Source organism: Gluconobacter sp. P5B12, assembly GCF_018812035.1.
Lineage (GTDB): Bacteria > Pseudomonadota > Alphaproteobacteria > Acetobacterales > Acetobacteraceae > Gluconobacter.
Genome location: NZ_JACRVV010000007.1, coordinates 59,227 through 78,188 on the forward strand (window position 1 = coordinate 59,227; position 18,962 = coordinate 78,188).

The 18,962-nt window shown below is 59.2% G+C and carries 22 protein-coding genes; 4 read left to right on the forward strand and 18 right to left on the reverse strand.

What is annotated here, in order from left to right:
* Nucleotides 1–41: 41 nt before the first annotated feature.
* The 4 genes from KP702_RS12325 to KP702_RS12340 form a co-directional block, all read right to left on the reverse strand.
* The gene (locus KP702_RS12325) at nucleotides 42–686 is read right to left on the reverse strand and encodes a hypothetical protein (RefSeq protein WP_252348710.1); all 645 of its coding nucleotides are present in this window, start codon (nucleotides 684–686) and stop codon (nucleotides 42–44) included.
* The gene (locus KP702_RS12330) at nucleotides 683–1,507 is read right to left on the reverse strand and encodes a hypothetical protein (protein ID WP_215769053.1); all 825 of its coding nucleotides are present in this window, start codon (nucleotides 1,505–1,507) and stop codon (nucleotides 683–685) included. Before KP702_RS12330 ends, KP702_RS12325 begins: the two co-directional genes overlap by 4 nt.
* Entirely contained in the window at nucleotides 1,504–2,313 is an 810-nt protein-coding gene (locus KP702_RS12335; protein WP_346344407.1) for a hypothetical protein, read from the reverse strand. The genes KP702_RS12330 and KP702_RS12335 overlap by 4 nt, the downstream gene beginning before the upstream one ends.
* Nucleotides 2,314–2,412: 99 nt before the next feature.
* Nucleotides 2,413–3,294, reverse strand: a complete 882-nt coding sequence (locus tag KP702_RS12340; protein ID WP_215769054.1) for a hypothetical protein — start codon at nucleotides 3,292–3,294, stop codon at nucleotides 2,413–2,415.
* A 302-nt stretch (nucleotides 3,295–3,596) separates the two neighbouring features.
* Between KP702_RS12340 and KP702_RS12345 the strand changes: the two genes are divergently transcribed.
* The 4 genes from KP702_RS12345 to mobF all read left to right on the forward strand — a co-directional run bounded on the left by KP702_RS12345 (nucleotide 3,597) and on the right by mobF (nucleotide 7,792).
* Nucleotides 3,597–3,833, forward strand: coding sequence for a BrnA antitoxin family protein (locus KP702_RS12345; RefSeq protein WP_228123965.1), 237 nt, complete (start codon nucleotides 3,597–3,599; stop codon nucleotides 3,831–3,833).
* Nucleotides 3,823–4,206: a type II toxin-antitoxin system PemK/MazF family toxin gene (locus tag KP702_RS12350; protein ID WP_206035503.1), complete on the forward strand. Its 384-nt coding sequence runs from the start codon at nucleotides 3,823–3,825 to the stop codon at nucleotides 4,204–4,206. The genes KP702_RS12345 and KP702_RS12350 overlap by 11 nt, the downstream gene beginning before the upstream one ends.
* Nucleotides 4,207–4,310: 104 nt before the next feature.
* Nucleotides 4,311–4,589 (forward strand): hypothetical protein, encoded by a 279-nt coding sequence (locus tag KP702_RS12355; protein WP_215769056.1) that lies wholly within the window; start codon nucleotides 4,311–4,313, stop codon nucleotides 4,587–4,589.
* Nucleotides 4,586–7,792 (forward strand): MobF family relaxase, encoded by a 3,207-nt coding sequence (gene mobF / locus KP702_RS12360; protein ID WP_215769057.1) that lies wholly within the window; start codon nucleotides 4,586–4,588, stop codon nucleotides 7,790–7,792. Before KP702_RS12355 ends, mobF begins: the two co-directional genes overlap by 4 nt.
* Before the next feature lie 41 nt (nucleotides 7,793–7,833).
* On the opposite strand, the gene KP702_RS12365 is transcribed toward mobF, so the two are convergent.
* From KP702_RS12365 to KP702_RS12430, 14 genes are read right to left on the reverse strand one after another with little or no spacing between them, the layout of a single operon-like run.
* Nucleotides 7,834–10,083 carry a type IV secretion system DNA-binding domain-containing protein gene (locus KP702_RS12365; RefSeq protein WP_215769058.1) on the reverse strand — a complete coding sequence of 750 codons (2,250 nt, stop codon included), beginning with the start codon at nucleotides 10,081–10,083 and terminating at the stop codon, nucleotides 7,834–7,836.
* Nucleotides 10,084–10,085: 2 nt separating this feature from the next.
* Nucleotides 10,086–10,466: a hypothetical protein gene (locus KP702_RS12370; RefSeq protein ID WP_215769059.1), complete on the reverse strand. Its 381-nt coding sequence runs from the start codon at nucleotides 10,464–10,466 to the stop codon at nucleotides 10,086–10,088.
* A 58-nt stretch (nucleotides 10,467–10,524) separates the two neighbouring features.
* On the reverse strand, nucleotides 10,525–10,896 hold the full coding sequence (locus tag KP702_RS12375) for a hypothetical protein (protein WP_215769060.1): 372 nt from the start codon (nucleotides 10,894–10,896) through the stop codon (nucleotides 10,525–10,527).
* Nucleotides 10,893–11,141, reverse strand: a complete 249-nt coding sequence (gene icmT, locus KP702_RS12380) for an IcmT/TraK family protein (protein ID WP_010504824.1) — start codon at nucleotides 11,139–11,141, stop codon at nucleotides 10,893–10,895. Before icmT ends, KP702_RS12375 begins: the two co-directional genes overlap by 4 nt.
* Nucleotides 11,141–12,256, reverse strand: coding sequence for a type IV pilus twitching motility protein PilT (locus KP702_RS12385; RefSeq protein ID WP_215769061.1), 1,116 nt, complete (start codon nucleotides 12,254–12,256; stop codon nucleotides 11,141–11,143). Before KP702_RS12385 ends, icmT begins: the two co-directional genes overlap by 1 nt.
* Nucleotides 12,253–12,615: a hypothetical protein gene (locus KP702_RS12390; protein WP_215769062.1), complete on the reverse strand. Its 363-nt coding sequence runs from the start codon at nucleotides 12,613–12,615 to the stop codon at nucleotides 12,253–12,255. The genes KP702_RS12385 and KP702_RS12390 overlap by 4 nt, the downstream gene beginning before the upstream one ends.
* Nucleotides 12,612–13,745, reverse strand: coding sequence for a hypothetical protein (locus KP702_RS12395; protein ID WP_215769063.1), 1,134 nt, complete (start codon nucleotides 13,743–13,745; stop codon nucleotides 12,612–12,614). The genes KP702_RS12390 and KP702_RS12395 overlap by 4 nt, the downstream gene beginning before the upstream one ends.
* On the reverse strand, nucleotides 13,745–14,680 hold the full coding sequence (locus KP702_RS12400; RefSeq protein WP_211501533.1) for a type IV secretion system DotC family protein: 936 nt from the start codon (nucleotides 14,678–14,680) through the stop codon (nucleotides 13,745–13,747). Before KP702_RS12400 ends, KP702_RS12395 begins: the two co-directional genes overlap by 1 nt.
* Nucleotides 14,673–15,110 (reverse strand): DotD/TraH family lipoprotein, encoded by a 438-nt coding sequence (locus tag KP702_RS12405; RefSeq protein WP_215769064.1) that lies wholly within the window; start codon nucleotides 15,108–15,110, stop codon nucleotides 14,673–14,675. Before KP702_RS12405 ends, KP702_RS12400 begins: the two co-directional genes overlap by 8 nt.
* Nucleotides 15,111–15,115: 5 nt before the next feature.
* Nucleotides 15,116–15,823: a transglycosylase SLT domain-containing protein gene (locus KP702_RS12410; RefSeq protein WP_010504812.1), complete on the reverse strand. Its 708-nt coding sequence runs from the start codon at nucleotides 15,821–15,823 to the stop codon at nucleotides 15,116–15,118.
* Nucleotides 15,820–16,605 carry a DUF1796 family putative cysteine peptidase gene (locus KP702_RS12415; protein ID WP_226993346.1) on the reverse strand — a complete coding sequence of 262 codons (786 nt, stop codon included), beginning with the start codon at nucleotides 16,603–16,605 and terminating at the stop codon, nucleotides 15,820–15,822. The genes KP702_RS12410 and KP702_RS12415 overlap by 4 nt, the downstream gene beginning before the upstream one ends.
* On the reverse strand, nucleotides 16,602–17,948 hold the full coding sequence (gene pilV / locus KP702_RS12420) for a shufflon system plasmid conjugative transfer pilus tip adhesin PilV (protein ID WP_215769066.1): 1,347 nt from the start codon (nucleotides 17,946–17,948) through the stop codon (nucleotides 16,602–16,604). The genes KP702_RS12415 and pilV overlap by 4 nt, the downstream gene beginning before the upstream one ends.
* A 1-nt stretch (nucleotide 17,949) precedes the next feature.
* A complete protein-coding gene (gene pilM, locus KP702_RS12425) occupies nucleotides 17,950–18,423 on the reverse strand; it encodes a type IV pilus biogenesis protein PilM (protein WP_010504806.1) in 474 nt (157 codons plus the stop codon).
* Between the two features lie 6 nt (nucleotides 18,424–18,429).
* Nucleotides 18,430–18,954: a type 4 pilus major pilin gene (locus tag KP702_RS12430; RefSeq protein WP_010504805.1), complete on the reverse strand. Its 525-nt coding sequence runs from the start codon at nucleotides 18,952–18,954 to the stop codon at nucleotides 18,430–18,432.
* Between the last annotated feature and the right edge of the window lie 8 nt (nucleotides 18,955–18,962).

Genomic DNA, 18,962 nt, shown 5'->3' on the forward strand with positions numbered 1-18,962 from the left:
GCGCCAGGGCTTCGCCCTGGAGCCGGTGCGCGAGAGTCTGCTCAGGACTTCGGCAGGATCGGCGGCGGGACGATCTGACACCATGATGCGCCCTTCGTGTCGAACGCCTGATGTTCCTCGCAATAACGGCCGACCTGCGCCGCATAACCGTCATACGTGTACCCAGAGGCAAAGCCGAGGCCGATAAGGACCGCACCGGCCAGCGTCATCCGCACATACGCGCGCCAGCGCGCTTCCTTGTAAAACTGGCGCTCATGCGTCGGAATTTCCGTCCGCAACTGATCGAAAACTTCCTTGCGCAGCTCCGAGGTCACGCCGGAGACGATCCGACCAAGGGTAGCCTGCAATTCGCGGTCTCGAAACAGTTCCTGTTTCTCGACATTCCGTTCCGCGACTTCCCCCAATTTTTCGACCTGCCGACGACTTTCGACAAACTGGTCTCGCAGCGTGTTTTGTTCCTGCTTGGCCATCTCGATGATGTCGCGAGCCTCGCCTCTGAAATTCTGCATTTCAGAGGCGCATGACAGCACAACCCGCGCAAAAGCATCCATGCCCTTGCGTTGGGCTCGGATCCACCGCCCAAGGGGAGAATGTTCATCAATGCCATCAAGTCGGGCCGCTTCTTCCATCAACCGACCCGCCTCGGCCAGTCCGTCAAAAGTCGCCTTGTCTATGAGCTCACTCATGTCGTCAGAACCTCAGTATCGTACAGCGTAATCTTTCGAACCCCCGTCCCGCTGCCGTGGTCAGTGGTCCAGCTCCGGACATGCGATGCACGAATGAGCAGCTGCATGCACATGAACGGCGTGGCTTCATGGATCAGGTCATTGGCCAAGGACTGGAAAAGCTCCCAGTCTTTGGACGAGTACAGAGACACATCCTGAGGGAAGGCCTGTTCAGGATTATTTTTGTAGAGCGGGGAGGGCATCGCCCCGAAATGGCTCATCAGAGCCGCTGCGTCCTTCGGGCTTGCCTCAACATCAAACGCCGTCAGAGCCTCGGGAGGAAGATCGGGCTGACGGGCGTAGTGACTTTCATCGCCAAAAAAGAGTGGCGTGTCCGGTGAAGCGCAGTCGTCCCGAAGATCGAACGTCAACGAGACAGGATAGACTATGGCCATGGGTCTGCCGTGTAGTTTCATGCGCGGACGGTAGTCCGCGTAGTGCAGCATCCCGCGTTGCCCCGACTGATCCGCAATCACCAGAAATCCACACCGGGTCGGCACGCTGTTTTTTCGAAGCGGCGGAAGCCGCTCCGTTCCATTGGGTTCCCACTCCCAGAACGATACCCCCACCGGAAACCGGATGGTGGAGAGGGAGCGGATGGTGACGCCGAGATCGGTCACATCAAGATGCTCAGCTTCCCCCACCGCATTGTAACAGACGAAGTGTTGCTCTCCGTCAGCGAGGAGGTCGAGAAATCTTCGGTTGCCAATCCCTCCAAAGGGATTGGCGCCTGTTTTCAGCCGGTCGAGCAGATCCGGCTCGGATTTGCGGCTCCTTCTCATGGCAGCCAGTCTTCAATGCCAGCCTTGGCAATGTTTTCTTCGATCTTTTCTAGCCAGTTTTTGACAAGCCACTGCCGCATCGGGCCAAGGGGCGTTCCGTCCTGTCCCGGCTTACCCGCGGCGGCGTCATGGAAGGTCAGGCCGCTCGCAAGCACTTCTTTCATGCAGGATAGCTTTGGAATTCGCAGAAAAGCAGTTTCCATGCCCGAAACGTCCATGAGTCGATCGTCATTCATAATCGGCTCAAAAACTGTGTCCGGCTTATGACCGGCCGGAACGGTCCATTCGTTGAGGACGATGACCCCACGACGGGGCCGAAACTGGCCGCTGGCCCACAGCTTTTCAAGATAGGCGATGTCACCGGGCTGGGAGCCACACATGAACAGGCCTGTGACCGGGATCCCGACGGCATCCGCTGCACCGATGATGTCATCTTCGGCCGCCCATTCCTCCAATGTTCTGTCACCACCCCCAATATCGATTAGCAAGGATGATTGGCGCATCGCGGCTTCGTTGAAGCTGTTGGTGAACCATTCTTTCAGGTGGCCGGCTTCCTCATTCGAAGGGCAAGGAAGCCCGTGAGTTTTATAAATCTCCTTGAACAGGGAAATGCCGGGGTTACGAACATCTCCGTCCCCCAACAGAAGAGGCCGCCCCTGAAAGATGGCCCGCTCCGCAAGCGGAGCGAGGCAAGTCGTTCCACCGAGATTTCCGCGTCCGGCTTTGATCAGGGAGCGCAGTTCTAGAGACTTCGTAATGGCCTCGTGAAGCTCAGGCGCTGAAAGGCGTTTTGGTTTTTCGGTCACAAGGGTGTCCTGACAATGGTTGCTCCGCCCAAGGCGGCTCGATCATTGTCGCAGCACCAGATGTGAGTGCGGGCCGTCGATAGTTCAGAAATGAGATGTCTACCGTCGTACCTTCATATCCATGAGGCAGAACATTGCTTTGAGTGGACCACTTCGCTCTCGTGGCGGAATGGCTTCAAGCATAGAGAGACAAGCGAGTGCCCATTCCCGGTCTCTGTCAAAGAAGGATCGGCGCGGCAGACCCGGCATCTGCTCGAAGTCGAGTTTGCCCTCGGGAGTTCGCCCAGACGCATCAAGCGGCATGAGGGCTTCAAGTGGCAGATCCTTCGGCATTCCTGCGGGACGTGGACCAACATAGGGCGGTGGCAGAGGAATATCCTGATCCCTGCCATAGCGTGGAGCCTGCTTTCTCATGACAACGAACTCGGCCACCTGCCCGATTTTCACGGCAGGAGCGGCCTCGCGTTCTTCTGACGGGGCGGCTTCACTCCGTACGTCTGAGGTCGTTTCGGGATAGAGGACTGAGCGGCTACGATCGCGGGCGTCCTGTAACTGCTTTTCCCGCAGATCCGCATCGGCTTCTGCCATGCGGCGGTTCAGTGTCTCCCGTCCATCCCCATCATCCAGTTTGTGTGCCTGAGAGGCAGCGCGGGCCGCGGCACGAGCCGCAGAAGCCTTGTTGCGGGCGTCTTCCTGTGCGCTGTGCATGGCACTGACAGCTTTGCGAACACGATACCACGTACTGCGGACCGTGGCAGGCTTCGGCGGCTCCCCATTCACGTTCATCAGACCAGCGGATTCCGCTGCTTCGCTCATCTTTTGCCAGCGGACTTTCTTACCTGTGATGGCCTTCGACATCGCCTCGTAATTGTTCGTCATCCACTGGTACAGCGGCGAGTGCGCCCATGTTCCGCGCTGACAGCCCAGCAATGCGGTGAACATTGCGCCGTCGGTTCCCCCCATCGCCATCGCTGCACTCATGTCTACGTCCTTCCTCGTTGAGCTACGCCTAGCACCAGCCTCACATCGTGTCAAAGATCGTGCTGTGTTCGCTGCGCTATCGTCCTAAGATCGAGGCAAGATCGTTGCAGGTTTTTTCTTTTTCCATACACAAATGCAAACTTTCAGTTTGCGCTTCGCGCCACCCTACGGGTGTTGCATCCGGTGATGCCGGGGTGGACCCGGGCCAAAGAAATCTCGGCGCATGCTGCCCTGCCAAATATGTTGTTTTGCACTACGAAACCGCGCTACGATACCGACGTTCTGAATGTATGGAGTGTGTCATGGCATCCCCCCTTTCGATCCGTCTGGACGAGCGGCTGCGCACTGACCTGGAGCAGGAAGCAACGGCACGCGGTATCCCTCTGAGCCAGCTCATTCGTGATCTGCTGGAGACAGGGGCAAAGAGCGCACGCCGAGACCGTATCCGCAGAGACAGCGCGCGTGTTGCCCGCTACGTCGCTGCGACGCCTTCCGCCCAGGCGCTTTTTGAAGAGGCTGGCGGAACCCATGGCGCCTGATCGGCCGGTCGCGATGGCAGCGATCTTCTCGCCTGGAGAAATTGTACTGGCGGACTGGCGCGGAGATGCGCTGCCAAAGGAGCCCAACAAGCGTCGGCCGGCTGTTGTTGTCGAAGACGATCTCTTTCCGCCCGAGTGGCCGAACGTAATGCTTGTGCCGTTGACCGACGATGAGAACCTCGTCATTCCGGATCTGGCGGTACGGATCGACCCAACGGCTGATAACGGCTGCACCAAGCCCTGTTGGGCGGTCAGTGCTCTACTTACCACCACATCCAAGCAGCGTGTCGCCGTGACGGGCAGCAAGGTGAGACCTGATCAGCTTGCTGCAATCAGACGTCAGATTGCGCTCCTGGTGGGATGCGACGGCTAGGCAAATAACATCTGGGACGACGAGGGCTCGGAGCGACAGTTTTTGCTGGCGAGCACTCACAACCACCTCGAGCAGAATGTCTCCTTTGCCTACGGAGACGATGCATGCCAGACAAAAACGTATTTGAACTCCCGCACCCGGTAGATCGCGAAGCGCCGTTTCAGCTCCTCGTTTTGCAGCGGCTGGATCAGATCGGAGAGGCACTCGCCCAAATCCACCAGATGGTCAGCCCTCCAGAGAAAGCCGAGGAAGGCGAGGGTTTGGTCGAGGTCGTCGCGCGCATGGCCCAGGCCATGGAACAGCAGGGTGTTGCCCTTGAGACAATCTCGGCGCAGCTCGGTCGGCTCGAAGCTTCTACCTTCTCTGCGCCCGCTGAAAGATGATTACTTACCGGAAGATCTCTGCGGCCGGTGCTGGCAAGCTGATCGTCGCATATCTGAGAGAGAATCAGTCCGAACCGGAGAAGGATGCCCGCTTTGAACGGGAACGGAGCGATCCGACCCATGAAAACGGTGACAGGCTGACAACCTACTATACCGGACGTGATGGGCGCGGAATGTGGTCGCCAGATATGGGGCCCCGGATCGCTGATGCGTTAGGCATTGATGTCATGAAGGTCCCGACAGACCAGGCGCTGGCCAATCTGTTCGAAGCCAAGCGCGCTGACACGGGTGAGAAATGGGCCAACACAGGCCGGAAGCGTGAGCACTCAGCCATCGACTTCACAGCGTCACCCGATAAATCCGTGACGCTTGCCGCTGAATTTGCATCGACGGATGCCGAGCGGGCTCTCATCTGGAGCGCAATTCACAAGGCCAACGACAAGGCTATGGCGTTTATTGCCAAGGAGGTTGGCGTGGCGCGCAGAGGGTCAGGAAAGACAGCCACGCTGGAAGGAGGGGAAGTCGCGTGGGTATCGTTCCGGCACTACACGGCACGTCCTGTCATGAAGATTCAGGACGGCGCAAAAGGCCCTACGGCGGCGGTGGAAGTGCCGGTGCCGGGGGATCCACAGGCGCATATTCACAATCTGCTTTTGAATGCCGTAGCGACAGAAAGCGGCCATTTGGGTTCGCTGGACAGTGCTCGCATTACCAGTGCGACGTCTTTCATGTTCGGGGCGTATTTTCAGGCGGAACTTGCAAGGGAGCTTCGCAAGCTCGGTATCGCGGTGCACGTCGACGAAAGCGGCCGCGCAATCGCGATTGATGGTGTGCCGCGAGAAGCCTGTGAGCTTTTTTCAAAGCGGCATTCGCAGGCGGAGAAAACGGGAAAAGCCTATGTCCAACGGCAGGGTCTGGACTGGAACGAATTGTCGGCAGAGCGGAAGTTTTCAATTCTTCACAACGCAAATCTGGCTTACCGCTCAAAGAAGTACAATGGCAGCAACGACAAGGAGTTCTGGCTTGCGCAGGCTCATGAAATTGGGTGGTATCACGATACTGTCCTGACCAATGAGAAGGTCCAGCCATCAGGGCGCGCTGAGCGCTACGAGCTGGCTTATGCGATTGCTGCGAAGAAATTGGCCGAGGAGTTTCGGACCGCCGCTGTTCTCGACCGGGATACGTTCCGGACCCATGCCGCACGGGGTCTCATTGCGGCTGGCATTGAAGGAATGGAGGACGTGGAGCGGATTGCCGATCTGATCCAGGAGCGTGGCATCGAGATCGACGGCCAACAGGTCCGTTTTTTGGAACGCGAGCAGGACGGCCGCCTCCGGGTGGCGACAAGCGCTCAGATCGCCCTCGAAAAGGACATGGCCCGTCTTGCCGGCCTGTCGTCGCGGACCCGGGACGGTGCGCTCAGTGACGAGCAGATTGCCGCTGCCGTTGCCCGGTCGGGTCTCGACTTCACACGCGAACCGGCACACGGCGCTGCGCAGCTTGCAGCCATCAATGCGCTTGGTCAGGCGGGCGGACTGGGCTTCCTGATTGGTGTCGCCGGCTCCGGCAAAACGACGCTTCTCAAGCCTCTGGTCGATGCCTGGCAGGAGGATGGCCGCACCGTCATTGGCGCGGCCATTGCCTGGCGTCAGGCCGATGCGCTGAAGGATGCGGGCATTGCCCAGACCTACGCGATGACTCCCCTTCTGGATGGTCTGGCGCAGGGAAAGATTGTCCTCGATCGGCAGTCGGTCCTGGTTCTTGATGAAGTCAGTCAGGTTTCGCCGCGTCAGTTGCTCGAAATCCTTCAGCTTCAGCAGGAAAAGGGATTTGCCCTCCGGGTGGTGGGCGACCGGGAACAGGCCCAGGCGATCGAGGCCGGTGACGCTGTGGAACTGCTTTTGCGCGTTATGCCCAAAGAGGCGCGTCCGGAACTGTTGAGCACGATCCGCCAGAAGTCCGCGCGCGGTCGGCAGATCGCCAGCATGTTCCGCAGTCCCGGCCGCGATCTGAGCCAGACCGAGGACGAGCAGAAGAAAGCCGATATTGCGCGGGCGCGTGAAGCCATCGACATGAAGCGCAAGGACGGCACGATCCGACTTGTGGGGGGCGACCATGATCAGGTCGTCGAGCAGATCGCTGACCTGTATCTTCGACGCCGCGACATGCTGACCCAGGCCGGATCGGAGCGGGGCATCACCATGTCGGCGCCGACGAATGAAGACGTCATGGATCTCAGCCGTGCCGTCCGCGACCGGCTGCGCAAGCGCGGCGAGATCGGGCAGGAGGAGATCGTCAAGGCCGCCATCGATCAGCGTGGCGTCACCTATGAGCTGCCTCTCGCAGTAGGTGACAGGGTTCGATTGTTTGCGAAAACCAGCGTCCGAATGGAAACACCTCACGGGCGCCGCTGGCGTGATCTTGGGTCGAATGGCGACTTCACGACCGTCAAAGGCTGGTCCGATGAGGGACTGGTTTTGCAGAATGCGAAGGGACGGGAAGGGCTCGTGCCCTGGATCCGGCTGGCCGACCCGAAGACCGGACGCGTCCGTCTGGGCTTTGGTCACGCCATGACGGTCGATGCGGCGCAGGGGGTGACGTCCGACGAGCATATCAACGCCATGCCGCGTGGATCCTCGGCCATGACGGGCTTTACCTCCTATGTTGCCGAAAGCCGGCATGTTCATCGCTGCTGGACGGCCGTATCGGAGGGATCTCTCCGGGAGGCCGAGACGTTTTCGCGGGCTCTGGGTGATATCCGGCCGGTGACGGTCAACGATCTGTATGACCGTCTGGCGTCGGATATGGGACGTCATCCCTACAAGTCCCTGGCCGTTGATCTGGCAAAAGCCCGTCTTGCGCACGAAGAAGCCAATACGCGATGGATCCGGCAGAACCACGTCAATGAGCGGACCCGCCAGAAGGGGCAGTCACCGGGCGGCCAGGTACGTCGTCAGGTTGAGGAAGCCCCGATCCGGGACGTGCCGCGCGCGCAGTGGGATGATGTCAGCCGCAAGCTGCGCAAGGCCGGCTATGCCGCGCAGGACGCCCTGAATGCAGCGCGGCGGGTTGAAGATCTGCAGGAGCGTCGGAGAGCGCGGCAGGCCTACGACCGGCTGCGGCAGGCTCGCGCCGCCGCACAGGAAGAAGAGTTGCGGGAGCGCGAGCGCACGCGGGTCCGTGGCACAGGACGAGGGATGTAGAGTGGAAAACCGAGGCGGCTGAGGACATGCCGCCTCAGATATCAGGCGAGTTCTTTGCCACGCGCGTAGAGATTTAGGGCGTGCGTGACGGTTTCAACGGCCCCACGCTCGTCCTGTCCCAGCGTCGTCTCAAACGCAACCAGTTCGGCCAGCAATGCTTTGTCCAGATGCGGATGCAGCGGTTCCGTTGTTCGGGGCAACTGAGCGGACGGAGGAACAAGGGTCTCAAACAGCTTTGCGAACGGCTTGTCGTCTGCCGGGGTCTCATCAGGGAAAAGCAGGGTCAGGAGCTCCTGCGCGTCCTGCAGGGGCGTGCCTTCCGTGTTGAGAACCACGCCGAGGCGCTGATACAGATCTCCCAGAACTCCGGTTAACGGTCGGAGATCAGCCTTTTCGATCCGGTCGCGCCCTTCCTGAAGCCGCCGAGCCACGTCGTCTGTTTCTGTGGCCGGTTCCTGGGAAACAGGTGATTCAAGAGCTGGGGTCGCTGAAACTGTTGGGAACACTCTGTTCACGCCTTCAGGTTTGATCCCTGCGTAGAACAATCGCGTGTAAATGCGCTTTCCTCGGAAAAGAATAATGGCCTGCCCCTGTCGGAGGTTCTGCACATCACTCCAGGAGATCCGCTTGACGTCCCGGATGTCTGCGCGCTGCTGATCCGCATAGACGCCCAGGGGGTTCGAACTGTCGAACCCGGGAAGGACGCTGACAGGCATCATTCCGCCTGATTGCTCGACCCACTCCCGGGTCGGGCCGGAGTCCTCGATATTCTCGAAGATCTTCAGCTTTGGATTGCCGAGAAGCGGAACGGTCAGATCCTTCCCAAGCGTGGCGTAGAGCGTGCCCACTTCCTGGAACGAGATCAGCAGGAAGATGTTCATCTCGCGACCCAACGCCATCATGGCGTCGATCCCACGTGTCGCGAACTGACCGACTTCGTCCAGGACGATCGGGTAAGGGACCTTGGACGATGACGCCCGGTTTACGACGCGATCCTGGTATTCGCCTTCAATCGAGGTTCCGAGGGCCGCCGCCAGTGCGTAACGCAGCGCCGTGATGACGGCCTTGCCCAGGGCGGCGTTCGTGTCCGGATGGTTTTCGAGCGAGGGGAGAAGAACGACGAGGATGCGCCGGTTGAATATGATGTCCCGGAAGTCCACATCGCCGATATTGCACCGGAAAATATGTCCCAGTGTGGAACTCATCTGGGTAAAGGTTTTGCCGAAGCCACCCACCACATAGGAATGCTGCTCGCGAACCTTGTCCTGGTCTCCCACGCTTTTGGTGTTCGAAAAGCCACCCGTCTCCGTCACGTAGTCGCGGACCGGGTTCAGCAGGGTCCGGTCAAATTCTGGCGGAAGCTCGACTGTTCGCGTCTCAGCTGCATCCGCATCATAGTAGGTGAAGATCTGATCCTGGTAGAGATCGCGCAGTTTCACGATGTCAGAGAACATCGTGCGGATCGTCTCGGACATGATCGGAATGCCAAGGTTGTCCCGGACCCAGACGAAGACATAGGACATGCCGCGAATAAGCGCTTCGGCCCTGTCGCGGAAATGCGCGGAGTTACCCCCTCCGCCTTTCTTGTCTTCCGGCAGAAAGAGCGTGAGCAGAAGCTCGGTCATGCCCTCAGCATTGACAGAGGAAAAGGGGTTCCAGGTGTTGGTCTTCCTGTCGCCGGCTGACACCATCATATTGATGAAGCGCAGGTCTGCCTCTCGGCCCCACCGTCTCGCCATGGCTGCAACGGAGAAGGCAAGGTTGTTTGAGGCTTTGCCGTCGACAATCGTAAACCCGCCGCCCTGTGCCAGGGCATTGCACAGAAGACTATAAATGAACTGCGTTTTGCCGGACCCGGTTGAGCCGGGCAGAATGGCATGCATCGTCATATCATTGCCGGACAGCCAGACCTGTTGGGCCGTGACTTCATCCCAGCCTATCAGCCAGTCTCCAGAAGGCTTGCCCGGGATTTCGACGCCAGGTCGTTTTGGGTCCGGCTGAGGATTGCCGTAGTCCTTTCCCTTCGCGTTGGCCGGCAAGCGAAGAGGCAACGTCACCGGCCGCGTCAGGACATAGCCGGCATAGGCGACGGCCAATGGTACGATGGCGGTTGTCAGCGCGGGAACAGTGACGGCCACGCCGGCTATTGCAACGAGCCCGATGGACGAGAACCCGGATCGCAGGATTTCCGCGATCTGGTGAGGAACGCTTCGGGTGTCGCGGAATGCCAGCCCACCCTTTTGTTCGTGAAAATCCTGCGGACCGTCTATGCGGCGTCTGATCGTCGCCATGATTATTCCAGCCCGAACGCAGTGTTGGGTACCGGGGCGGCTTCAGGCGCGGCGGGTAGGGAACGGCGTGTCGCAGATTCAGGGGCGCGGAGTAGCGGCATCTGCAAGGTGTCGGCTGTATGTGGACCACTGCCTTTCGCGGGCGACCACAGCCGGTGGCCAACGGCGGCACCGACAACAATCATACAGACGCCAGCGATCATCGGGAGGGGGACGCGTCTGGCTCTTTGTGGCGGCCGTTCGTTAGCATTTTCTTCTGCCGGGAGGGGACGGGGACCGTCAGACGCCTCTGAAAGCACCTCGTGGTCGAGAACGATGATGGTCCGTTCCCCTTCACGACGAATAGAAACGGACTGTGTGTCAGGGGGAACAGAAATGATCATCGCGGACCTCAACAGTTAGACGCCTGTGCAGTATCTGACAGGCGTTTGTGAGTGCGGATCAGGTCGTGGCTACCTGGGCGTAGGTCGTCAGAGCTTCGAGAGTAATGCGTCCTTCAGGATCGGCGACGTTCCTGAGCACAGCGTTGAGCGCCAGAAGGGCGATCGAGAGCGGTACATGATAAAGCCCTTTAAGCGTGTAGCCCGTCACGCTCAGTGTGTCTGGCTCGAGCTTGAGGCCGAAGCCGGCTCCTTTTGTTTCAGATCTCCAGAACTCCTCGGCGAGCCGGAGCAATACCGGAAGAAACACGTTTGTCTGGGTGACACGCCATGCAGGCAAAGTGCCAACGCCTGGAATGCCCGTCTCGAAGCGGTATCCCTGCGTTTCAATCAGGGCCGTGCAGTACCGCACCAGGTCATCAAGATCGCTCATGCGTAATCACGCTTTTTCCAGGAGGGAAGACGAGGGCGAACCGGGCCACACAGGATGACCCGGAGCATACGCACGGCCACGGGAAGCGTCAGGCCGAGCCATGCCAGCACGCTGAAGAACAGGACCCCGATAATGGCGAGGATAAACGTCCATTCGCGCATGTGAGCGATCCACAGAGCGAATGGCGCAAGCGCACGGGCGTCGATAATGAGAAGGCGGACCGGGTCCGCGGTAAAGCGCCACATCAGTTTTCTTCCTTCATGGCAGCGGCGGCGACGGCTTCTGTGATTCTGCCCTGCTTCACAGCCGCAGCGATGGATTGAGCGAAAGTCTGTCCGTGCTCTTCGACAGCGGCCTGCGTGATGTTCGGCCAGCGATCCCTCGGTGCATCCAGCAGGCGGGTTCGAATGGCCCGGGTCACAGGCAGGAACTCCCGAACGGGAGTCCTTTTGCCATCGGTTGACTTCAGTAGCCTCTGGTTCACCAGAAGACGGAGGTTCTCGACGAACGAAATTGTCAGGCTGTCTCGCTGATCAGCGGGGCAGAGTGCCTGAACACGTCGGACCGTTGAAGAGCAGCTGTTCGTATGCAGAGAGCTCAGGAGGCGATGACCAGAGATTCCGGCCTGGATCGAGGCTTCCATGGTCTCGGGATCGCGGCACTCGCCCACAACAATGTCGGTTGGTTCTCGACGCATGGACGCGCGGACAAATTCGGAAAAACTCCGGAGGTTCCGGGGAATCTCAAGTTGCGTGACCGCTGAGTTGCGACGTTCGACGCGATCATAGAGGATCTCAAGGGGGGCTGAAGCCTCGATCAGGTTGCAGTGGATATCCGGATCTTCAAGCCGGGCCCGGTTGATGCCGCCAATCAGCGTTGATTTCCCCGAGCTCGTGGCGCCGCAGATCAGGAAAATGCCCTGTTCTCCATGGAGCGCGTCCAGCAGTTGTGGTTCGACCTGCTGGTCCTCCAACGGCCGGGGGATATCAACGAGGGGTCGGAACGTCATCGAAATGCCTGCGTCGGCACCAACTTGCGAACTGACGGCGTTCAGGCGAAACGGGTATCGTCTTTTTTTGCGATCTGGCCAGATTGTATGGCCGACATCGATCGGATCCCCGTTCTTGAGGTTGGTCACTCCCGTCGCCGACCGGAAGATGTAGTTGACCGCATCCTCGACTTCCCCTGGCAGACTGGCATCGCGCGTTACCTGATGGTTTTCACCATGCAAACGCACCATGACAGGCATGTCCGACTGGATTTCGATCCTCGAACATTCGGCCTCTGAGCACCAGATCAGGAACTGGTCCAGCATATTGCCCCGCAAAGGCTCGCTGTCGTGCGGCCACAACATGCTCATCGTGCCTTGTTTCCAAGACGGTTCAGCTTTTCGAACTCATGGATGACTTTCTGGTGGGTCCGGGCCAGCTCTTTGGGAAAGCCCTCGCGTTCATCTTGCCGCTCGAGCCCACCCAGGAGCGCCTCCATGTAACGCGAGATTGGCTCAAGAAGGGACACAGGAGCCTTGGAAACGTCATACCCGTAAAAGGTCTTGCGAGATGCTGCATGTTCGAGCTGAACAAGCGTCAGTGTCATCGCCCGATCGAGCTGAAGGGCTGGTACGGCATAATGCTCTGCCACCCAATCCCGGAGCGTGTAAGCCGCAATGCGCGCACGGATGAAATCAGGCATGAGGTTAAAAATTACGGAATCAGTCATGGTTTGCCGAAAGTCTTGAGAAGGCTGGAGATCTGGGGTGTCGTCAGAGGGCGTCCGGCAAGGCACTCTGCTTTCCAGTGTGCCAGTGCTGCTGCCGCTTCCGGGCAGGCGGCAATCGCCATGACATAAGGTGGGAGTCCGTCACGCGGATAGGACGCTGCGGAGAGAACGAGCCAGAGGTCGCGATCCAGGAACTGGATGGCCGCGAAAAGCCCTGGGTTGACGACGCCGGCCTTGAGGCGTGCCTCCTGGAGAAGAGACAGGAGTGCTGGTCGCGTAAAGGCATGTTGCTCAGCGATATTCAGCGTCGAACGAAAGCTCTCCTTCTTCAGCTGTTTATCAAGGGTAGCTACAAAAGATTTCGGTACTTTCGCGAAGTTTGAAGGTGCTCCGTCCTTCAGAGTGCCCTTCAGTTGCACAGACAGGTTTTCCAGGACGTTCTGTGCCTCATCTTTCCGGCGCTGGATGAAGAACGAGAAGGCGACGAACAAGCATTTTTCAGCGACCGACGCCTCCTGGGGCCCACGCCAGGGACGACCAAGTTGCGCCTCCAGCGCCTGAAGAGTGGCCTCGCGCAGCTCGGCGGGTGAGTCGCCTCGCACATATCGTGCGCGCCACTCATCGAGATTAAGCGCTGGATCGAGAGGCGCCAACGGCACTTCGGGAGGCGAGGGCCGCACCAGCTTTAACCCCTTGCCAAGCCACGCTGCGCCCAATGGATGGATCTCCGCGAGTGCTTTCTGCATACCCTCGAGACCGAACCGTCTGCGGTGACGTTCCAGCGGCGCGCGGGTCAGGCAGAGGGCCGCGAGAATGACAAGCAGGACAAGAGCGGGCCATCGGAGCACCGACCCTGTCAGTGTGCAGAGTTCCCAGAGGGTCGATGCAGAGACACGCTCAGGGATGGCGTCCCCAAGATTGACAAGGACCGCGTCGTAACGGTGCGTGAAGAGTCCAATCAGCCGCAGCTCGTAGCCCTGCACGAACAGGACGGCTTCGACGATCTGGGTGTGGAACTTCAACCAGAGCAGGAACGAAAACAGAGCAATTCCGACGCAGACGCCGATCAGCAGGCTGGCAATGCGCTCGGGATCGTGGGACCGCGTGCTGGGAGCCGGGTTAACGGGCATTACTGACCTCCTTCTGAAACGTGCCAGTGCGCGCGGTTCGCATCGAGACCTGGTTGACTGCGGATGCGAAGCTCCCGGTCATCGAGACGCATCAAATCTGCTCCGCCCTGGACGTCGCGGTGCAGCTGGGAAACCTCCGGGGCTGCCACCTTTCCGGCCCTTAACAGAACCCTGTAACGTCCCATGCCCATGACATCGCGTTCCATGCGCGACAGGTCATCGAGAAAGATCTCGACCGCCTGCCTTTGTCCGGCTGCCCAGCCATAAGCCACCCCGGATCTCCAGACCTCAACCTCGTGTGGTGTGCGTGGCCGGACCGCGTCGGCTGGCGGGGAAGGGGGTGAGACAGTGCGTACAAGCCATGTGCGCCATTGCGGCACGGCCGTCACAAGCTGCGCGCGGCGCGTAATCTGATAAATCGTGCCTGTTTCACGGGCAGTCTGGCCACTTGGATCGAGAGCGACCGCCATTTGCGCCTCTGTGACCACGGGCGGCCGGATAAGGGTCTGACCGTTGCCGGCGGGGAGCACCAGAGTGCGGAAATCCACCTTTTGGTCCAGAACATGGGAATATCGACGCAGGAGTTCATTGATCGCGTAGGACTCTGCGGCCCGTCCACCCTGAGCGCCATAGGCCCACGCCGCACTGCGCACGGCACTGTCGCGCCCATTCCCGCTTTCCTGTTTTGGGGAGTAGCCGGGACGCACGGCCATCATCGCTTCGAGCGATGAAGGCCTGTCCACGTCAGGGATATCCGGGGCTTCGGCTGCACCGGTGACAGGCGTGTCGATTGCTTCGCCCGCTTCCGGGTTGCCGTCGGGTATCTCCGGGACAGGAAGATCCTGAGGGGGCTCGGCGTGTGCAGACGCGTTGTACGCACAGAGTGATGCCGCAAGAAGGGCTGCCCGACAGGCAGAGTGCCGAGGCTTACGCATTCCAGGAAATCCTTATGACGTGGTGAGGGATATCAACCCAGATGTCGGCATGACCAGATGATGCGGCAGCCATCTCGTCCAGAAGGCGACCGAGCGTGGTCGTCTTCTGATCCACTTCTATGATCGGCGGTGAGGCGCATGGCGGGATATCGGTCTGATAGCCGACCTGTGTGGCGATCAGCCGGACGCCCTCATCGAGCGGTCCCTGCCACTGCCATCTGACAGGTCGGTTCATCTCGGCCGGAAGAACAGAGCCCGCCCGTACCAGAGGAAAACGGACGGCACCAATCTGGTCGAGTGCGGACAGAATATGATTCATGTCCTGATCGTAGGGATGCACAGGCGCAGCGGCCTGTTTGCTGCAGGCACAGAGTCCTGACAGCAGCAGAAGGGTAAGGCCGAAGGGTCGGCAGAGAGGGATTTGCCACATGCCGCCTATGATGGCGGAGACGTTTGTGAGTGCGCAGCAAGCTGCACATTTTTCCAGACCTTACGTTGATAAGCGACGTTGTACTTAGGCGTACTGGAGTTGTAATTGCCGACGCGTCTCCAGAACTCTGCCGCGTTATCAGGCGTCCGGCCGCCAAGTGCGCCCGCAAGGATCCACGCACCAATATGAATGTTCAGGCACCCATCGTTGATGATCTGGTCTTTCGAGATGCCCATGTCAGCGAGTTCGGCAAGGTGCATTGAGTTCACCTGGGCAGGCCCCATGTCATAACTGCCGTTCGGGTTCCGGCTGATGTGGCCAACACGGCCACCTTCTGTCAGGAGAATAGCCCGGTAGAGAAGTTCAGGCAGGTGGTACTGTTTTGCGGCATGAGAGATGCATGCACCTAGCGGGCCCATGAAGCCCGGCATGGGCCGGGAGACGGGTCGCTCGCTTTGTGGCGGAGGCGTCTGTGACCGGCTTGCGTTAGCCCATGCGAGGATCCAGGCTCCGGCAGCGATATTCATGCAAGCGTTCGTGCGAACCTGTTCAGGATCAAAGCCCATACGCTGAAGGATGGGCAGCCACCTGGGATCGATCTTCATGGGACCGATACCCGGTGATGACGACTGATCTGCAACGCGCTCAATAGCGGCGACCGGAACGTTATAGGCCTGAGCGGCGAGGGCAGTGCACGGTGGAAGGGCCGTCATGGCAACGTGACCGGATCCAGATGGTACTGATAGATGAGTCTCAAGATCATGAGTTCGTCCATGATGTCTGGAAAGTAGCCAAGAGCGCTCTCGTCGGAGACCGGTCGATAGTCATAGAGACGGGAGCCGTTCCGTTCCTGCGACAGTTCCATTCCGACACTCTCGCCCTTATCCCGTTGTGGTTGCAGCTGGATTGCCAGAAGCTCGGCGTTGCTGGTCATACGGTTCAGCAGGTCAACAAGCTCAGGAAAATGCCACCCGATGGGATTGGATGGTCGCGAGATCATCACGAAGAGCTTGGCGTCTCTCGATTTCATCAACAGGCGAAAGCGCTCGATGCAGCGCTGATAATAAGTCCGGTCACCTTCCGACTGCGGGTCCTTGTGTAGAAAGATCTCCTTTAAGCCAAACCGGTCACGAAACGTTGGATGATGACGCTCTCCCTGTTCAGGCAGGAAGTCCGCAAAGTCGTTTTCGAGACAGTGACGGATCATTCCCGGAGTGGCATGGATCCAATCGAAGGGAAGGGCAAACTGGCGAAGTTCCGCCTGCTGAAGGATGGTTGCAGGAAGGCAGTGGGTTCCGAGTGCAACGGTATGCCTGACGCGTTGTCCGTTGATCTCCCGGGTGCCGTAGCTTGGCATTTTAGAGGAGCGGCGGTGCCGACGGCGCTGCAAAGCCGTGCGCAGCGAGATGAGAAACTCAGGGGTCAAGTCGTAGGTTCCGGGCTTGATACCGGATCGACCCTTACGGGCCCGATCTAGGGTGCGTGCGTCGCTCATTGTGGTGCGATACAAAGATGAAGAGCAGAGAAGCCGTAGTCGCCGTACCAAAGAACGGCTGACTGCATGTCCTGCGTTCCTGTCTGGCAAGAGAAGCCGCCAGTGTAGGGATTAACGACGTTGTAGTTGTTCCTGCCGTTTGTTGTCGGAGGGACGTAGTAGCCAAAGGGCGCGCGGGTTACGGACTGCCATGTTCCGTTGACGCAGTTCAGCAAGCGACCGCTCCCGTCGTTCTGCGCAGTCAGTCCTCCAGAATTGCATCCCTCGCCAGGAGCCGCAGTACCGTTCAGATGCACGAGCTTTTCGGCCGACAGAGTCGACACGTTTTCATTCGCAGCAGACCCGTCATAGTGCTGAAGATAGAACGTTCCGCCTGTACGCATGGCGATATTGTTTCCATCGCCATAGAGGTACTGGTTGCCGATTTGCAGGGAGTTGCCCTGGGGAAGGACAATCTGATTGGCGCTGAGTGTCCAGCCCACGGAGACAGAGTGATTGAAGCCTGCGTCACCGTTTGCGTTCATCCAGGCGGCTGCCGGCCCATTCATTGGTCCCGCTCCGATTGAGCCATGGGCGTAGAGGTCGTTGACGTGCGCGCCGCCAGCCCAGCCATTGGGGTATCCCGAGTTCGGATCGAGGCTGTTTGTGGCGATATTGTTGGTAAAGCGCCCGCGTACACCCGAGATGGTATTAGCGTTGGCGATATCGTTTCCACCCATGTTCAGCGTGTTGTTCATTGTCGACAACTCAGGATGGTTCGGGACGGCGTCGCGGTAGAGCGCGTCGCTGTTGTACTGGGCTCCTGCAGTCCCACTTGCCAGACCGACGAAGTGGCCTGCGCCTGGGTTGACGGGCGAGCCAGCGAGCGAGAGCCTCCAGCCGCCATTTGCTCCGATGGCTGTTTGACTGTTGACGGTTGGAAGAATGTTGTCTGCGCCGACATAACCTGCGTGACTTCCGCCAAGCGCAGCAATGCGCGTCAACGCGGAGAGATCCAGCTGTTGCCCGTCCCGGGAAACGACGAGCGCGGAGATCTGGCCGCTGGCAGGTTGCTGCACATAGACATGCCAGGTCTGTCCATATGGGTTTTGCTGGCCGAAATTTGGAAGGAGGGGGAGTTGTCCTAATGGGAGCTCGGACGTGCTCCCTACCGCGACCTGAGAGGCGAGCTCAGTGTAGTGAGCTTCGATATAGGTCCGTGCGGCTGAAAGGAGATCCTGAAATTCTCCCGCCGTGACCGCTTGAACCGAGCGGTCCTGTCCACGCTGTATCATGAGACCAAAGCGTGGAATCATGAGAGCCGCAATAGCGGTTCCGGCAAGCAAGGCGATCAGAAGGTTCATCTTAGAATCCTGATCCTGTGAAAATGACAAAAGAGACAATGTCTCCGGCAGGGACCGTCACGGGGAGTGGACCCATGTCGCCGCCATATGGAGTTTGCCAGTTCTGTCCTGTTGAAATTCCAATCGCCCGATCTCCTTCAGCCGCTGCAAGAAGGTCATCAAGACGAGCTCCGCTCGTTTCCCACCACGTCACGATTTCAGTTCCGGACCCGGTACGAATGACCATATCCTTCATCGCGCTTGTCGCACCTTCGGTCTCGCTTGAAGGAAGAGACGAGAGAGGGATGGAGCCGGAGACAGACGGGTTCGCAGTGACATAACCCTGGACAGCCCTCTTGAATGACAGGAAGGCCGTCAGGTCGGACGCTCCGGCTGTCACCGCGCTCCTCTGCTGCGTGTTAAGGGCGCCCTGCTCCATAATGAGCCCAGTCAGAATACTGACGAAAAGGAGGCCAATGAGAAAGAAAGCGCCCACGACGACTTACTGGCCTGCGGTGTCTACGTAGCTGAACTTCACCTCACTGAGGCTTGAGCTACCCTGGTTGCAGGCTGCCGTCACCTGCGTGACCACATCGCTCCCGGTGTTGACCCAAACGCCCGTGCCATTCACCATCAGAAAATTCACGGGCTGAGACAGGGCGAACTGTGCGCATGCACTCGAAGGAATATTATTCCAGTCCTCATAGAACGTGGTGGATGAACCCGACAGCGTGACGTAAGAGCCGTTCCACGGGCCAGCGATGTAAGAGCCGTCGCCAGTTGTCATGGACTGCGGCACAATGCTTGCCCTGATTGCGTTCGAGTTGGTTACTGCTGCATAGGTCGCCGCACCACCGGCGACTGTTCCGCCGTAAACCGAGTGTGCTTGATGCCACATATCGGTGGCTTCGGTAATCGCAGTCGTTGTGCCAGTTCCGTGGTACGCGCGCATCGCATAAGTCGCTGCAGTACCAAGGCCGAACAATCCGATGATGATCGCGGCTATGATGCCAATTAGGTTAGTCATGGGGTCTC

Coding starts and splice junctions, on each gene's coding strand:
- KP702_RS12345 (WP_228123965.1), top strand. CDS start 3,597: ATGGCATCCCCCCTTTCGATCCGTCTGGACGAGCGGCTGCGCACTGAC.
- KP702_RS12365 (WP_215769058.1), bottom strand. CDS start 10,083: ATGGCGACGATCAGACGCCGCATAGACGGTCCGCAGGATTTTCACGAA.
- KP702_RS12325 (WP_252348710.1), bottom strand. CDS start 686: ATGAGTGAGCTCATAGACAAGGCGACTTTTGACGGACTGGCCGAGGCG.
- KP702_RS12375 (WP_215769060.1), bottom strand. CDS start 10,896: ATGAGCGATCTTGATGACCTGGTGCGGTACTGCACGGCCCTGATTGAA.
- KP702_RS12370 (WP_215769059.1), bottom strand. CDS start 10,466: ATGATCATTTCTGTTCCCCCTGACACACAGTCCGTTTCTATTCGTCGT.
- KP702_RS12430 (WP_010504805.1), bottom strand. CDS start 18,954: ATGACTAACCTAATTGGCATCATAGCCGCGATCATCATCGGATTGTTC.
- pilV (WP_215769066.1), bottom strand. CDS start 17,948: ATGAACCTTCTGATCGCCTTGCTTGCCGGAACCGCTATTGCGGCTCTC.
- mobF (WP_215769057.1), top strand. CDS start 4,586: ATGATTACTTACCGGAAGATCTCTGCGGCCGGTGCTGGCAAGCTGATC.
- KP702_RS12330 (WP_215769053.1), bottom strand. CDS start 1,507: ATGAGAAGGAGCCGCAAATCCGAGCCGGATCTGCTCGACCGGCTGAAA.
- KP702_RS12415 (WP_226993346.1), bottom strand. CDS start 16,605: ATGAGCGACGCACGCACCCTAGATCGGGCCCGTAAGGGTCGATCCGGT.
- KP702_RS12355 (WP_215769056.1), top strand. CDS start 4,311: ATGCCAGACAAAAACGTATTTGAACTCCCGCACCCGGTAGATCGCGAA.
- KP702_RS12405 (WP_215769064.1), bottom strand. CDS start 15,110: ATGTGGCAAATCCCTCTCTGCCGACCCTTCGGCCTTACCCTTCTGCTG.
- KP702_RS12400 (WP_211501533.1), bottom strand. CDS start 14,680: ATGCGTAAGCCTCGGCACTCTGCCTGTCGGGCAGCCCTTCTTGCGGCA.
- KP702_RS12340 (WP_215769054.1), bottom strand. CDS start 3,294: ATGAGTGCAGCGATGGCGATGGGGGGAACCGACGGCGCAATGTTCACC.
- icmT (WP_010504824.1), bottom strand. CDS start 11,141: ATGTGGCGCTTTACCGCGGACCCGGTCCGCCTTCTCATTATCGACGCC.
- KP702_RS12410 (WP_010504812.1), bottom strand. CDS start 15,823: ATGACGGCCCTTCCACCGTGCACTGCCCTCGCCGCTCAGGCCTATAAC.
- KP702_RS12385 (WP_215769061.1), bottom strand. CDS start 12,256: ATGAGCATGTTGTGGCCGCACGACAGCGAGCCTTTGCGGGGCAATATG.
- KP702_RS12390 (WP_215769062.1), bottom strand. CDS start 12,615: ATGACTGATTCCGTAATTTTTAACCTCATGCCTGATTTCATCCGTGCG.
- KP702_RS12350 (WP_206035503.1), top strand. CDS start 3,823: ATGGCGCCTGATCGGCCGGTCGCGATGGCAGCGATCTTCTCGCCTGGA.
- KP702_RS12395 (WP_215769063.1), bottom strand. CDS start 13,745: ATGCCCGTTAACCCGGCTCCCAGCACGCGGTCCCACGATCCCGAGCGC.